The following is a 16,027-nucleotide window of genomic DNA, read 5'->3' on the forward strand; positions in this document are numbered from 1 at the left end:
TTAAAAAAAAATTTAATTTTAAAAGATAAATAAATTAAAAATAGGTAAGAAATAAATAATTAATGATGATGTTATTATATATTAATTTAACCTATAAGTTCAAAATCCAGTTGTTTTTTTTCTAAATTAGCCTTTGTTACCTTAACGTTAATATTATCACCCAGTTGTAGCTGATTTCCTGTTCTTTGTCCGATAACAGAATAAGTTTTTTCATCATATCGGTAATCATCATCCCGGATGTCTCTAAGTCTTATTAAACCTTCGGCTCCAAATTCCCGAATTTCAACATAAATACCAAAATCAGTAACACCTGAAATAACTCCATCAAAAGTTTCTCCTACATGCTGCTCCATGAATTTTACTTGCATATATTTAATACTGTCTCTTTCTGCATCAGCTGCCAGTTTTTCCATTTCACTGGAATGCTTTGCCATTTCTTCAATAGTTTCTTTATTTGCAGAAGGTTTATTTTCTATAAATTCTTGTAATAAGCGGTGAGCAATAATATCCGGATATCTACGGATAGGAGAAGTGAAATGGCTATAATAATCGAAAGCTAATCCGTAATGGCCTATATTTTCTGTCGAATATTTAGCTTTAGACATAGTACGTACAGCAAGAGTTTCAATCATATTTTCCTCTCCTTTTCCTTTAACATCTTTCAAAAGTTTATTAATAGACAGATAGGTGTCTTTTTTATTAGTAATATTTATATCGTACCCTAGTGTATTTACAAATTGTTTTAATGATAATAATTTGGTCGGATCCGGATCATCATGAATTCTATAAATAAAAGTTCTTCCTGTAGGATTTCCTTTTTTATTTGTACTTACATATTTAGAAACCTTTTGATTGGCCAGAAGCATGAATTCTTCAATTAAATGATTACTGTCTTTGCCTATTTTAAAGTAAACTCCGATCGGATTTTTGTGTTTATCCAATTTAAATTTAACTTCAATTTTGTCAAAAGAAATAGCTCCGTTTTTTAATCTTTTTTCACGCATTATTTGAGCTAATTCATTTAACTTTTTTACTTCTTCTTCAAAATCTCCTTTTTTCCCTTCAATAATTTCCTGAGCTTCTTCATAAGTAAATCTTTTGTCAGAATGTATTACTGTTCTTCCAAACCATTGTTTTTTTACTTCAGCTTTATTATTAAGTTCAAAAACTGCAGAAAAAGTGTATTTATCTTCATTAGGACGTAAGGAACAGACGTTATTACTTAAAATTTCCGGTAACATGGGAACCACTCTATCTACTAAATATATTGAAGTTGCTCTTGAGTATGCTTCATTATCTAATAATGTTCCAGGTTTTACATAATGAGATACATCAGCAATATGGATACCTATTTCCCAATTTCCATTCTGAAGTTTTTGAATGGAAAGAGCATCGTCAAAATCTTTAGCATCAGCCGGGTCTATAGTGAAAGTTGTAACACCTCGCATATCCCTTCTTTTTAAGATTTCTTCTAATTTAATAGAAGTATCTAACTGTTCTGCTTCATATTCAACTTCTTTTGGAAATTCACTTGGCAAGCCATAATCTGCTAAAATAGCATGAATTTCCGTATCGTTTTCTCCAGGATCGCCTAATACTTTAATAATTTTCCCGTTTGGACTGTCTTCTTTATCATGCCAGTTAACTAATTCAACTGATACAATTTGTCCATTTTTAGCGCCTTTGAATTTTTCTTTAGGTACAAAAATATCCGTATGTAATGAGTTTTTGTTTACTATAACAAATCCAAAATTTTTAGTATTTGTATACTCAAATTTTCCTACAAATTGTGTTTTAAAACGTTCTATAACTTCTAAAACTTCAGCTTCTGGTTTTCTGTTTTTAAATTGATGAACAATTACTTTAACTACATCATTTTGAAGGGCATGTCCGGTTTTTCCTTTTGGGATGAAAATATCTTTTTCGAGCCCGTCTACCATTAAATAAGCATTTCCATTTTGATTAAAGTCTATTTTTCCAATTACATATTCTTTTTGTAGGTTGATTTGATATTTTCCTTGTTTAATTTCTAAAAGTTGTTTTTCTACAACTAACTTTTGAATTGCTTGAATTACCAGTTCACGTTGTCTTGGATTTTTTTTATCTAATATACTGGAAATTTGTTTGTAATTATAATGTTTACTGGGATGTTTAATAAATATTGATAGAATATTTCGTTTTAATTCCCTTAATTTTATAATATGTTTGGAGGGTATTTTATTCTTTTTTTTTGTCATAATTTTTATTATTACATATACTTATTTTTAAATAAAAAAAAATTATTAAAAATTATAATTTTTATAAAAAAATAAGTAATTATATATATCAAAAAGAGTTCCATTTATTTTAAATAATTTTTAGATCATAAAGTTTATTTACAATAAAAAGATTAATATAAACATATTTGGATATTATAAACTCGAATATATATTACAATTATAAGTTTTCAGAATAAATTTTTTTAAATTAATTTAGACATTTCTAAATTTAAAAATAAAATTTAAGATTTTATGAATGGTTATAGGATTATTAAATAGAACTTAAATTTTAAGATGATCAAAATAAATTGAAAAATAAAAAAAGAAAAGATAGGATTACTACCTTTCTTTTTAAATTTTTTGTTTTTATATAAGATTTAAACTTGAGAAATACTCAGAATTTGTTCTAAAATTTTTTGTGTTATTAAATACGTTGGTTTTACTCCTGTTAATCCTAATCCGCCAGAGGCTAGTGTGCTTCCTGTTTCTAGTGGATTATCGGATGCATAGTATGCGTACCTTAATTTAACATTTTCTGATATGTGATGCCGTATTTTGGAAGCAACTTGTATAGCTTTTTGGTAATGAGCTCCTTCCATTTCCAGCCCTATAGCTTTCCATGAAGTTTCCATAAAATAAGTTAAAACATTTTTATTTTGTAATGAAGTTCCTAATACGGTAATCATAGCACCTTTAAACGCTTTAACATTATATCCGCTAAAATCTTCTAAGGTAAGCTCATTGTGAAAAGGATAATTATCAGCAGTTCCCTCAAATATATGTGAATCCGGAATCATGATATCTCCTTTATTTCCAACTAAAATTCCAGCTTTTCCTAAAATGGAAATGGAATCTACATTTAAGTTTATTTTCTGTTTTAAAGTTTTGTAAGGTCTTAACAGCTCATCCATAATTTCAAAAGCTTGTTCTCCAAAAGCATAATCAAATACAATTAAAACATCATCTTTGTTTATATTTTTTATGTCTTTAAATGCCGTATTTTTAAGGTTTACTTTTGAAAGATCAAAGATTTGTACATCAATATTGGATCCGCTATTATCTTTTATAAAAAACATTCCGTTTTTTAATGCATAATCTTTAACAGTTTCTACTAAATCAAGATTTTTACTAAGTTCTTCATAAAGTTTTAATTCTTCATCTTTATTGCTATATTTTTTATTAAGTGCATTAAATGCATATAACATATTATTCACACTATGCATGTTAGAACTAATAATATGCAGTTTTTTATCTAAAAGTTTAAGTTTTGAAAGATTTTTTTTAACATTTTCAGCCCATTTTTCACCAAAGAGGTGATGCCCAACTCTTTCTTTTAAAATGGAACTAAAAAAAATCTCTCTTCTTCGAGTGCCCAAAAAATCTTCTTTGCTGACACGTCCTAAGTTATAAATAATTTTTATAAACCGATCAGGATCATTTGTTTCCTGTAAGCTTTTGTAAGCTGTTACTACTTCATCAAAACTTCTTCCTAAAATAGTTGATATATGAGCCAAAATTATTTCACGTTCCTTCCTTTTTAAAGGTTCGGTATTAAGGGTAGCTTTTTCTATGGATAACCAAATTCTTCTTGCTTTTCCATTAAAATCATGAGTCCTTTTGTAAATCTTATCAGCTTCATTATACAAAAAGGTTAGGTGGGTAAGTATATCATAAATTTCGGACCTACCCAACAAAACTTCAATATTCATTTGATTATCATCTATTCTGTAACAGGTTCTTCTTCTTTTTTTAGGAAATATGGGAGGAAAAGAGGATTTATGTAATCCTTCATTTGAAGTTAAGAAAATAAAAGAACATTCTTCAATTCCCTGAGGCAGACGATCTAAAACATAAATAAGTCCATTAAGCTCTACTTTGTCAGAATCTGCCATAGAGCCATAAATTTCAGGGTTTAGTTTTAATAAATAGTTTCTTAATTCTATACCGGATGTTCCGGTAGGTTTAAATCCGCCTCTGTTAAAAAGATGGCGCATGGTTATATATAGACGTTCAATAGTATCGGTGGATTCTCTTGCTTTATATAATATCATCTTAAAAAAATTTTAACAAAGATAAGATTTTACTTTTGTTTATATGTGTAGTTGGTGTATTGGTATAAATTTATAACAATATTAATTGAATAATTTTAACTATTTTCAATTATATATTTGACAGATTGTGATAGAATTTGTTTAATAACAATTAATTGAAATTTTAATTACAAATTTTATTTTTTTAAATTTGAATATAATCTAAAAAAAATATAAAAAAGGCTTGTATGTAATATTTATAATTAATTTTAATCTCTGCTATTACTAAAGTCTATATTATATGTAGAAAAAATATTTAAGAAGTTTTCTTTAGTTTTATAATACTTAAAAAAGAAAAATCACTATAAAAACAATATTTTATAGTGATTTTTATGATTATAAATGAGTTTTTATGTAGTCGGTCATTTTTTGGTATAACTGAAAACGAGTTTTTCCTCCATAAATTCCATGGTTTCTGTCCGGATAAATAGCCATATCAAACTGTTTTCCATATTGTATAAGTGAATTAATCATTTCAACTGAATTTTGAAAATGTACATTATCATCAGCTGTGCCATGTATGATTAGATAGTTACCTTGTAAATTTTGAGAAAAGTTAATAGGAGAATTGTTATCATATCCGGATGAGTTTTCTTGAGGTGTTCGTAAAAAACGTTCAGTATAAATAGTATCATAAAATCGCCAGTTTGTTACAGGAGCAACAGCTATTCCTGTTTTAAAAATATCCCCCCCTTTTGTCATACATAGTGAGGTTAAATATCCCCCAAAGCTCCAACCCCATATTCCTATTCTGTTTTCGTCTATATAGGGTTGAGATTTTAGCCATTTAGCCACAGCAATCTGATCCTCAAGTTCATAATTACCTAAGTTTTTATAGGTAATTTTCTTAAAATTTTCACCTCTTCCTCCGGTACCTCTTCCATCTGCTGAAACTATAATGTAACCTTGTTGCGCCAACATTTGATGCCACCAATAGTTAAATGGATCCCAGGAATTGTTTACAGTTTGTATTCCAGGTCCGCCATATACGTACATTAAAACAGGGTATTTCTTATTAGGATCAAAATTTTTAGGTTTAATGATATAAGCATATAGATTTTCTCCTTTTTCGTTGGGAATATTTATAAATTCTAAAAGTCGAATTTCTTTTTTACTGGCAAAAGAGAGTAAATTTGAATTATCTTCAAGAGTTTTTAGAATATTTCCTGAATTATCTCTTAATGTATATACCGGTGGAGTGTTTGCTGTACTGAATTTATCTACAAAAAAAGAAAAATCTGAACTGAATTTAGCTTCATGAGTACCCTTTTCTTGAGTAAGAATTTTTTGTTTAGCAGTTTTAATTTCAGCAACTCCTATAGCTCTATTATTGGGTCCACGTTCTGTAGATTGGAAAAAGATAGACTGATTTTTTTTATCAATGCCCAGCACTTCAGTAATTTCCCAATTTCCTTTTGTAATAGGTTTAATAAGTTTTCCGTTTGAATCATATAAATATAAATGATTAAAGCCATTTCTTCCGGAATTAATAATAAAATCACCACTATCTAGAAAACCTAAAAATATATTATCCGTGTCAATCCATGTTTTAGAAGATTCGGAGAATAATTTTTTTAATTCACCGTTTTCAGGATTTATAGAAGATATATCCATCTTATTTTGTAAACGGTTAGAGGTAATTAACATTAGATTTCCAATTGGCGAAAACCTAATTTTTATAATATAGTAGTTTTCAATAGTATTTAAAGTTATTGGTAAAGTAAAATTTTTCTCTAAATTATATATATGTAAACTAACTTTTGAATTTTCTTCTCCCGCTTTAGGATATTTAAAGATAAAGTGTTCCGGATATAGGTTTTTGTCATAAATAGGAATATCAACTTCTTTTACTTTAGATTCATCAAAACGGACAAATGCAATATATTTTCCATCAGGAGACCATTGAAAATTTCTTACAAATCCTAATTCTTCTTCATATACCCAATCGGAAATTCCATTTATAATTTTATTTTTTATTCCATCTGTAGTTACCTGGGTAACTTTACCTGAAGCTATCTCTTGGTAGTAAATATTATTTTCGAAAACAAAAGCAATTTTACTTCCATCTGGTGAAAATGTAGGTTCTTGTATAGGGTTGCGATCGAAAATTTTGCTATAGGTTTGAGTTTTTACATTATAGAGTTCATAGATACCTAATTTTGAACGTCTATATATGGGAATAGCTTTTTTTTCTAATAATAAAAATTGTTCATCCGGGCTATATAGATAATCTGAAAATTTTCCTTGCAGTACGGTTTCGGTTTTTTGAAAAGTTTTATAAGAATATTTGTTTATTCCATCATCTGATAGAATCGTATAATGTTTTCCATCTTTCATGGAAATATAATTATCAATGGTCTTAGGATAGAATTTTCCACTCCATATTTCTTCTAATGAAATTTGTTGGGAAAAATAATTAGGCAGAACAAATTGAAAACAAAGAGCTGTAAATATAAACTTAACAGAGTTATTTAAATTCTGGAACATTTTAAGATTTTTTTAGGCTTATAGTTAGTAAATTCAATTAATTAAAAAAATATGTAAAATAGGTGTATATAATTACTTTATTAACGATTTAATGTAAGGTTTTATTTTCTATTATTTTAGGAGACCATTCTTCTAAAAATTTTGTTACTTTATTAATATCATATCCAGAAGTTCCTTCATGCTCTAATAAATCAGATTGTTGTGTGTGGATTCGTTCTCCTTTTTCGTTTAATATTACAAAAACCGGAAACCCATACTGTTCGGGATTATCTAAGGCGGTTAAAATTTCTTCATTTTTGTTTTCTTTAGAATAGTTTACATGATATACAAGGTAATTTTCATTAATAATATTTTTTAAATTTTTGTTTTCTTCAGTTAATTTATTAAATCTTTGACACCAAATACACCAATTTCCGCCAATTTGCAATAAAACATATTTATGTTCTTTTTGTGCAGCAATAACAATAGAATCTATTTTTTCTTTTGCATTATCTTGTGGATTATAAATTTTTTTATTTTGTGAACATGAAAATAAATGGACACATAATATAAAACTGATAAATAAAGGTTTCATAAAATTATTTTTTTTGAGCATTATCTTTTTCTTCGTCTTTTAATTGTAGTAATTGTTCCTTTGTTAATTTCTTTTCAAGATTTTTAATAACATTATCAAATATATGTTGCATACTATTACCATCGGTATAATAATACGTATAACTATCCTGGAATATTTCTTTTGTTGTATTATGTTTTTTAAAAATAGTAATATAAGTATCAAAAGCAATTTCTTTACTCATTGGAATATTATCAGGAGTTTGTTTATATAAATAAATATCAGTTAAAATATCAGTCATCTCAGATTTAGAAAGTAAATTTTTAGGTTTATCTAAAGCATGTTGACAAGAGAAAACAACAAAAAAGAAAGAGAATAAAAAAAATACAGATTTCATAATTTCCCGATTAAAGACATAATTTTCATTTTTATTACTCCAAAAACAGCTTCACTAATAATAGCTCCGTTCATTTTAGAATGTCCTTTAGTTCTGTCTGTGAATATAATAGGAATTTCTACAATTTTAAATTTTTTACAAAAAGCTCTGAATTTCATTTCAATTTGAAATCCATATCCAACTAATTTCACCTGATTAAGAGGAATATTTTCTAAAACTTTTCTTGTAAAGCAAACAAATCCGGCAGTAGAATCATGAATAGGTAAACCTGTAATAAATTGAACATACTTAGAAGCAAAAAAAGAAAGTAATACTCTATTCATAGGCCAATTTACTACATTTACTCCTTGTGAATATCGAGATCCGATAGCCATATCAGCTCCATTTTTGCAGGCTTCATATAATCTAATTAAGTCATTAGGATTATGTGAAAAATCGGCATCCATTTCAAAAATATAGTCATATTTGTGATTTATAGCCCATGTAAAACCATGAATATATGCACGCCCCAAACCCTCTTTATTAGTTCTTTCTTCTAAGAATATTTGTTCAGGATATTGAACTTTCATATCTTTAACAATCTTTCCGGTATCATCAGGAGAAGAGTCATCTACTACCAATATATTAAAACCCTCATTTAAGTTTAATACTGCATAAATTATATCTTTAATATTTTCCTTTTCGTTATAAGTTGGTATTATAACTAGTTTTTTATCGGGCATTTTTGAAATTTCTAAAGTGTAAACAAAATTAATTAAATTTAGTATTTAAGAGTTATTTATATAAAAAATAAGAAAATAATAACATGTGATTAGTTTCATTTTCGGATTCTTCAAAAAGAGAAATTAAATTTTGAAATTTATCTAATTTTTTCGGAGATAAATGATGAAATTCAATTTTTACCGGTAACTCTATCATTCCGGTTAAAACATCCCAAAGACCATCTAAATTATCAGGAATATCTGGAGGTAAAATAAATTTTTTTTGAAAAGTTTTATAAAATCCGGAGAATGTTTGAATATTGCTAAAGTCAAAAATTATTGTTTTCATTTTAGAATAAAGCTTTTATAATGATCATAAGTAACAAAAATTAGTCCATCATTAGAAAAGATTACTCTATCAGTTCCCCTGTTTCCACAAGTGTAGTTTAAATCGGCTTCAAACCATTTTCTTCCTTTTTTATTCGGGAGTTTCTGTTGTCTGTTATTGAAATAATCTCCACCTATTATTTTATTAGGAATAACCTCACATAAATTACCTTTTTCAGGTTTCCAACCTAATTTTCTAGCCTCATTTTTAGTAATGTAATAATTAGGTAAATGATTGTTTTTTTTGAGATATGGGATTATATATTTTTCAGCACTTAGTGCTTTTACATTAAATTGATTTTTATTTATAACTTTATGAGTTATAGTTTTTGTATTATAAAAAACAATCAATATTCCTAGTAATCCAATAAATAAAAAATAAAAAAAAGTATTTTTTTTGTATTTCATATTTAAATATATAAAAGTAAAATTATCAAAAAAAATATAAGTTTATTATTTTTGAATAAATATATTTATAAAGAATGGATATTGAAAGTGATAAAAACTCCAAGATTAAGGATTTAGTAAAACTACTAGATAAAAGTAGAAATCGTAAGACTCAAAGAAAATTTATAGTAGAAGGTATACAAGAAAACTTTTTTGCTCTACAAGAAAAATTTCAACCTTTAGAATTTTTTATTCAACCTCAAATATTTCTAAATTCTTTAAAATTGCCAAATAATATAAAAGTTTATGAAGTATCACAATTAGTATACAATAAAATTGCTTATAGGAAAAATACAGAAGGAATAGTAGGTGTTTATAAATATAAAAATCAATTAGTGGAGAATATAAATCTTCCAAAAAACTCATTTATATTAATTATAGAATCTGTTGAAAAGCCAGGAAATTTAGGAGCTATATGTAGAACAGCAGATGCTTTTGGAGTTGATGTTTTATTTATTTGTGATGAAAAAACTGATATTTATAATCCAAATGTTATAAGATCTTCAGTAGGCAGTTTTTTTAATATACCTATTATTTCTGAAAAAAAAGAAAGAGTTTTTGAATATCTGTCAAAAAATAATATCTCTGTTTATGCTACTTATATGAATGAAAAGGCTATTTATATACAAGAAGCAGAATTATCAAAATCTTGCGCGATTCTTTTTGGTACCGAACATTCAGGAATTTCAGATTTTTGGAAAGATAAAATTAAACAAAATATTTTAATACCCATGAGGGGGAAAATAGACTCTTTAAATGTTAGCAATGCAGTTTCTATAGCATGCTATGAAGTAGAACGGCAAAGAATTACTTTAAAAAATCGTTAAAAAAAATAATTTTTGTTGTATTTTTTTATATTATGTCATAAATATATATTATTTTTGCCTCATAATTTATTAGTATGTTTTAATAGTTATGCTTTTATAAGGCTAACTAAAAGAAGTTATTGACGCTAACTTCCAAAAACAGAAAGTAGTTATAATTAAATAAGTAACACTAACTGTACATTTATGTTTGAAATTTTTAAAGACAAATCAGGTGCTTTTCGTTTTAGATTAAAAGCAAAGAATGGGCAAACTATCCTTGAAAGTGAAGGTTATACCCAAAAGACAAATTGTCAAAAAGGAGTAAGTTCTGTAAAAAGAAACTCAAAAAATGAAGATCGTTTTGAATTAAAGCAATCTTCAGACAAAAAATGGCTATTTAACCTAAAAGCAGGCAATGGTCAAGTTGTAGGAACAAGTGAGCTTTATGACAATGAAACAAATGCTAAGAATGGTGTAAAATCGGTAATGACTAATGCGCCTTTAGCAGAAACCATTGATTTATCTAAGTAATTGAGAGATAAGTCTAATAAATATGCTTTTAAACATTTGTTAAATTAAAAATAAAACTGTGAAGGGGAAAAATAAAATTCTTCACAGTTTTATAATTTTTATACTAAGATATTTTTTATTCTTTTAATAGCTTCAGTAAGGTTTTCTTCAGATGCTGCATAGGAAAGTCGAATACAGTTGTTATCACCAAAAGATACACCACCCACTGTTGCTACATGAGCTTTTTCTAATAATAATAAGGCAAAATCGTCTGAATTATTAATTTTAACTCCTTGAATAGTTTTACCAAAATAAGCTGATATATCCGGAAAAAAGTAAAAAGCACCTGCCGGATTATTTATTTTAAAACCTGGAATTTCTTGTAGTAATTCAAATACTAAATCTCGTCTGTGTTTAAAAGCTTCTGTCATGTAATTTATAACTGAAGGGTTTGCTTCTACAGCTGTTATAGCCGCTTTTTGAGCAATACAATTAGGTCCAGAAGTCATTTGTCCTTGAATTTTATCGCACGCATCGGTTAACCATTTAGGAGCACCCATATACCCAATTCTCCAACCTGTCATTGAAAATGACTTTGAAACGCCATTTATAGTAGCTGTTTGTCCAAAGACTTCAGGAAACTGCGCAATACTTTCATGCTTTCCTTCATAATTAATATATTCATAAATTTCATCTGAAATAATAATAATATTTGGATGTTTAGCGAGTACTTTAGCTAAAGCATGTAATTCTTCTTTGGTATATACAGTTCCGGATGGATTACATGGCGAGCTGAATAAAAAGGCTTTGGTTTTAGGCGTAATTGCTTTTTCTAACTGCTCAGGAGTAATTTTAAAATCTGTATCAATAGTTGTTTTAACGACTACATTTTCTCCTCCGGCTAATTTTACCATTTCAAAATAACTTACCCAGTAAGGGGCAGGAACAATTACCTCATCTTTATCATTTATAATAGAGAGTAAAACATTAATTATAGATTGTTTTCCCCCATTGGAAACTATTATCTCTTCAGGCTTATAATCTAAATTATTATCACGTTTAAACTTTTGAGCAATAGCCTTTCTCAGTTCAAGATAACCAGGCACAGGCGTATAAGATTTAATACCATCTTGGATTGCCTTTATTGCAGACTCTCTCACAAAATCAGGAATACTAAAATCGGGCTCACCCAAAGTTAAACTAATTACATCTATTCCCTGAGCTTTTAACTCTCTTGCTTTGTTAGACATTACAAAAGTTTGGGAATAACTGAGACGGCTAATTCTGTCTGATAATAAATTCATGTTAGAAATTAAATTATTTTAGATTTTTTTGATACTCAAAAATACAGTATTTTATTTTAAATATAATTTTTTTTAACATAATTTTTAGTTTATTATAATAGTTTCATTTTCAAAGGGTATTTGATATTTTATGGGAAATATTTTTTGTGTATTTTTGTATTCTTAAATTTAAAATTTGGTTTGGGGAGAAAAAATAATATTTTAATAGAAAACTTAGAACTAACTACAGCAGGAGCTAAAGGTATGTCAATAGGAAGGACAGAAGAAGGAAAAACCGTTATAGTTGCTAATGCGGTGCCTGGTGATGTAGTTGATGTTCAGCCTTTCAAATCTAAAAAAAAATATATTGAAGCTAAAATTATAAAAGTTCGGAAATATTCCAAAGATAGAGCAGAGCCTGTATGTGTACATTTTGGGATTTGTGGCGGATGTAAATGGCAAAATCTTTCCTATGATAAACAATTGGAATATAAAGAAAAAGAAGTTTTCGATAATATAAAAATAATTGGAAAAATAGATAATTTTGAATTACTTCCTATCTATCCATCGGAATACCAATATAACTATAGGAATAAGATGGAATTTTCTTTTTCAAATTCAAGATGGTTAACTTTAGAAGAAATACAATCAGATCTACAAATAGAAGATAAAAATGCTTTAGGCTTTCATATACCTCAGCAATGGAGCAAAGTTTTAGATCTAAAAGAATGTTATTTACAGGCAGAACCATCGAATCAAATTAGAGAGGCAGTAAAAAAATTTGCTATAGAGCAAAATATGGATTTCTTCGATTTTAAAGAGCGAAAAGGTTTTTTGAGAACCTTAATGATACGTTCAAATTCGAAGAATGAAATAATGATTCTAATACAATTTTTTCAAAATATTTCAGAAAAAATTGAATTGTTATTAAAGTTTTTAGAAAAAGAATTCCCACAAATAAAAACGATACTTTACACAATAAATTCTAAAGGTAATGATAGCATTTATGATCTGGATATTGAAGTTTTTTCCGGGAATGGTTTTTTAGAAGAGGAAATAGAAGGATTAAAATTTAAAATAAGTGCAAAATCTTTTTTTCAGACAAATTATAAGCAGGCAATTAAACTATATGAAATTGCTCGAGATTTTGCAGATCTAAAAGGAGAAGAAATAGTTTATGATTTATATACAGGAACCGGTACTATTGCCCAGTTTATATCAAGAAAAGCAAAAAAAGTTATTGGAGTAGAATCTGTTTATGAGGCTATTGTTTCAGCAAAAGAAAATGCAAAATATAATAATATTCATAACTGCAAATTTTATTGTGGAGATATGAAGGATATTTTCACCGATGAATTTATTTTGCAAAATGGTCATCCGGATGTTATAATAACTGACCCACCCAGAGATGGGATGCATAAAAATGTAGTTGAAACTATAATTAGGATATCTCCTCAGAAAGTAGTTTATGTAAGTTGCAATTCTGCTACTCAGGCAAGAGATTTAGAGTTGATGAAAGAAAAATATGATGTAATTAAAATACAGGCAGTAGATATGTTTCCGCAAACACATCATGTAGAAAGTGTAGCTTTATTAAAATTAAAATAATTAAAAAATGTTTTCCAAAAAGATAAATTTGATAATTATATATATTTTAACATTTTCATTTATTTATTCATGTGTTGATGATGATGTATGTGATAAGATATCCACACCACGACTAACCATAGCATTTGTCGATTCCTTAAATCAAAAATTAAAGAAAGATTCAATATTTATAGATGAAGTGAATTTGGACAATACCAAGTCAAGACATGTTTTTTCAGGAATTGATAGTATAAAAATTCCATTGAATGCGCTTTCAGATAAAACCATATTATATTTGTATGATAAAAAATCTACCCCAGATTCTATAAAAAATATTATAACTGTTACTTACCAAACAGAGCAAGAATATGTTTCAAAAGCTTGTGGTTTTAAAATTTTATATAAAAATGTAAACTTTGATCCAACAAGATTAACAAACATAAAAAAAATTACTTCAAATACAACACAAATCCGTGAAGAGTCTAAGAATCTATATATTACTTATTAGTTTTTTTATAGGAGTTTTGGTTTTTGCACAAACAAAACCAACAGACACAATAAAAAATGAAAACCCTAAGCAGCTTTTTATTGGAATAGATTTATTAAATCCTGTAGTAAGTTTTTTTTCTGATAAAAAGAACTTTAACGGATATATTTCTTACAAAATTAAAAATAGATGGGTGACTTTTTTAGGATTGGGATATGAAAAAAATATATATAAGAAAAACGACTGGGATGTTGAAGGAAAAGGAATTTTTGGAGAATTAGGATTTAATTATATATTAACTAATAATTATGAAAAAAATGGAGAAGGTTTTTATGTAGGTGCTCGTTTAGGTTTTTCTCCTTTTAAACAAAATATAAAAAAATATCCAATAAAAGGAATGAACTCCAATAATCAAATTCAGCCAATAGGTAATGGTTCTCTTTCAGAATCAAATGTAAGTTCTGGTTGGTTGGGATTAATTGCGGGGGCAAAAGTACAATTGGGAAATTCTCCTTTTTACATAGATTTTATGGCAGAGCCTAAATTTATACTTTATTCCAAAAAACAAGATGATATTGATAATTTAGTGGTTCCCGGATATGGAAAAGATAAAGGAAATATGAATATTTCTCTTTTTTGGGGAATTAGTTGTAAATTGTTTTAAATATAATAATACTAACTTAATAATATAGATTACACACTATTTAATAATAATGAATATTACAATTGTAGGTACCGGTTACGTAGGACTAGTTTCCGGAACTTGTTTAGCAGATTTAGGACATAGCGTACATTGTGTAGATATAAATAGAGAAAAAGTAGAAATGATGCAAAAAGGCAAGGTTCCTATTTATGAACCTCAATTGGAAGAAGTTTTTCTACGTAATATAAAAGGAGGCAGATTATTTTTTACTACAGAACTAAAAGAAGCGATGAAAGTTTCTAATGTTATATTTCTTGCATTACCAACTCCTCCGGGAGAAGATGGTTCAGCAGATTTGTCTTATGTTTTAAATGTCGCTGAACAAATAGGAGATTTAATGACGGAATATACTTTAATAGTAAATAAAAGTACCGTACCGGTAGGAACTTCTGAAAAAGTAAAAAATTTAATTCAAACAAAAACAAAATTTCCTTTTGATGTAGTCTCAAATCCAGAATTTTTAAGAGAAGGTTATGCTGTAGAAGATTTCATGAAGCCGGAAAGGGTTATAGTAGGTGGTAGCTCTCAAAGAGCATTTGAAATCATGGATCGTATATATTTACCATTAACTAATGCTGGCATAAAGATGATTAAAATGGATGAAAAATCATCTGAATTAACTAAATATGCGTCAAATTCTTTTTTGGCAACGAAAATAACCTTTATGAATGAAGTAGCAAATTATTGTGAAAAAGTAGGTGCAGATGTAGACAAGGTTAGATTTGGTATGGGATCAGATGAAAGAATAGGAAATCGGTTTTTATTTCCGGGATTAGGTTATGGAGGCAGTTGTTTTCCTAAAGATGTAAAGGCCCTTATTAAAAGTGGAAAAGAAGTCGGACATAATTTTCAGATTTTAGAATCTGTTGAAAAAATTAATCAAAAACAAAAAACTATATTAATACCTGAAGTAGAAAAATACTTAGGAGGGTTAGAAGGAAAAAATATTGCTATATGGGGGCTTGCATTTAAAGAAAATACTGATGATATTAGAGAAGCTCCATCTTTGGAAATCATAGAACAACTGTTAGAAAAAGGAGCAAAAGTAACAGCATATGATTCAATAGCCTCAGATAATGTGAAAAAAATATGGAAAAATAAAATCACTTATGCTGATAATATGTATGATTGTATTGAAGGAGCAGATGCTTTAATCATTGCGACAGAATGGGGAGAATTTAGGAATCCGCATTTTAATATTTTAAAAGAAAAAATGAAAAATAGAGCCATTTTTGACGGTAGGAATTTATATGATTTAAATGAATTGGCATTTCATGGTTTTTATTATAAAAGCATAGGAAGAAAGTTGATAAAAAAGTAGATAAAAGGAT

General features: G+C 27.5%; 15 protein-coding genes. 6 read left to right on the top strand and 9 right to left on the bottom strand.

Annotated elements, in window-relative coordinates; all coding sequences use genetic code 11:
* Nucleotides 1-86 precede the first annotated feature (86 nt).
* The 8 genes from rnr to C4S77_RS06285 form a co-directional block, all read right to left on the bottom strand.
* Complete coding sequence (rnr, locus tag C4S77_RS06250; protein ID WP_105246837.1) at nucleotides 87-2,237, bottom strand: ribonuclease R; 2,151 nt, start codon at nucleotides 2,235-2,237, stop codon at nucleotides 87-89.
* 398 nt (nucleotides 2,238-2,635) lie between these two features.
* Nucleotides 2,636-4,309 carry a DUF6909 family protein gene (locus C4S77_RS06255; RefSeq protein ID WP_105246838.1) on the bottom strand — a complete coding sequence of 558 codons (1,674 nt, stop codon included), beginning with the start codon at nucleotides 4,307-4,309 and terminating at the stop codon, nucleotides 2,636-2,638.
* Between the two features lie 375 nt (nucleotides 4,310-4,684).
* A complete protein-coding gene (locus C4S77_RS06260; protein ID WP_105246839.1) occupies nucleotides 4,685-6,835 on the bottom strand; it encodes a S9 family peptidase in 2,151 nt (716 codons plus the stop codon).
* 88 nt (nucleotides 6,836-6,923) lie between these two features.
* Nucleotides 6,924-7,409: a thioredoxin family protein gene (locus C4S77_RS06265; protein WP_105246897.1), complete on the bottom strand. Its 486-nt coding sequence runs from the start codon at nucleotides 7,407-7,409 to the stop codon at nucleotides 6,924-6,926.
* A gap of 4 nt (nucleotides 7,410-7,413) precedes the next feature.
* Entirely contained in the window at nucleotides 7,414-7,785 is a 372-nt protein-coding gene (locus tag C4S77_RS06270) for a DUF4296 domain-containing protein (RefSeq protein ID WP_105246840.1), read from the bottom strand.
* The gene (locus tag C4S77_RS06275) at nucleotides 7,782-8,507 is read right to left on the bottom strand and encodes a polyprenol monophosphomannose synthase (protein WP_105246841.1); all 726 of its coding nucleotides are present in this window, start codon (nucleotides 8,505-8,507) and stop codon (nucleotides 7,782-7,784) included. The genes C4S77_RS06270 and C4S77_RS06275 overlap by 4 nt, the downstream gene beginning before the upstream one ends.
* 52 nt (nucleotides 8,508-8,559) lie before the next feature.
* On the bottom strand, nucleotides 8,560-8,835 hold the full coding sequence (locus C4S77_RS06280) for a barstar family protein (RefSeq protein WP_105246842.1): 276 nt from the start codon (nucleotides 8,833-8,835) through the stop codon (nucleotides 8,560-8,562).
* Nucleotides 8,832-9,281, bottom strand: a complete 450-nt coding sequence (locus C4S77_RS06285; protein WP_105246843.1) for a ribonuclease domain-containing protein — start codon at nucleotides 9,279-9,281, stop codon at nucleotides 8,832-8,834. Before C4S77_RS06285 ends, C4S77_RS06280 begins: the two co-directional genes overlap by 4 nt.
* 74 nt (nucleotides 9,282-9,355) lie before the next feature.
* Here C4S77_RS06285 and C4S77_RS06290 point away from each other — a divergent pair, with 74 nt between their 5' ends.
* Both C4S77_RS06290 and C4S77_RS06295 read left to right on the top strand, forming a co-directional pair.
* Nucleotides 9,356-10,147 carry a TrmH family RNA methyltransferase gene (locus C4S77_RS06290; RefSeq protein WP_105246844.1) on the top strand — a complete coding sequence of 264 codons (792 nt, stop codon included), beginning with the start codon at nucleotides 9,356-9,358 and terminating at the stop codon, nucleotides 10,145-10,147.
* Between the two features lie 183 nt (nucleotides 10,148-10,330).
* Complete coding sequence (locus tag C4S77_RS06295; RefSeq protein WP_105194582.1) at nucleotides 10,331-10,657, top strand: YegP family protein; 327 nt, start codon at nucleotides 10,331-10,333, stop codon at nucleotides 10,655-10,657.
* Nucleotides 10,658-10,755: 98 nt separating this feature from the next.
* Here C4S77_RS06295 and C4S77_RS06300 read toward each other — a convergent pair whose 3' ends face one another.
* A complete protein-coding gene (locus tag C4S77_RS06300; protein WP_105246845.1) occupies nucleotides 10,756-11,940 on the bottom strand; it encodes a pyridoxal phosphate-dependent aminotransferase in 1,185 nt (394 codons plus the stop codon).
* Between the two features lie 180 nt (nucleotides 11,941-12,120).
* Between C4S77_RS06300 and rlmD the strand changes: the two genes are divergently transcribed.
* From rlmD to C4S77_RS06320, 4 genes are read left to right on the top strand one after another with little or no spacing between them, the layout of a single operon-like run.
* The gene (gene rlmD / locus C4S77_RS06305) at nucleotides 12,121-13,527 is read left to right on the top strand and encodes a 23S rRNA (uracil(1939)-C(5))-methyltransferase RlmD (RefSeq protein WP_105246898.1); all 1,407 of its coding nucleotides are present in this window, start codon (nucleotides 12,121-12,123) and stop codon (nucleotides 13,525-13,527) included.
* Nucleotides 13,528-13,534: 7 nt separating this feature from the next.
* Entirely contained in the window at nucleotides 13,535-14,014 is a 480-nt protein-coding gene (locus C4S77_RS06310; protein WP_105246846.1) for a DUF6452 family protein, read from the top strand.
* The gene (locus C4S77_RS06315; RefSeq protein ID WP_146106061.1) at nucleotides 13,980-14,657 is read left to right on the top strand and encodes a DUF6048 family protein; all 678 of its coding nucleotides are present in this window, start codon (nucleotides 13,980-13,982) and stop codon (nucleotides 14,655-14,657) included. The genes C4S77_RS06310 and C4S77_RS06315 overlap by 35 nt, the downstream gene beginning before the upstream one ends.
* A 49-nt stretch (nucleotides 14,658-14,706) precedes the next feature.
* Entirely contained in the window at nucleotides 14,707-16,017 is a 1,311-nt protein-coding gene (locus C4S77_RS06320; RefSeq protein WP_105246848.1) for a UDP-glucose dehydrogenase family protein, read from the top strand.
* Nucleotides 16,018-16,027 lie beyond the last annotated feature (10 nt).

This window comes from Apibacter adventoris (assembly GCF_002964975.1).
GTDB classification, from domain to species: Bacteria; Bacteroidota; Bacteroidia; order Flavobacteriales; family Weeksellaceae; genus Apibacter; species Apibacter adventoris.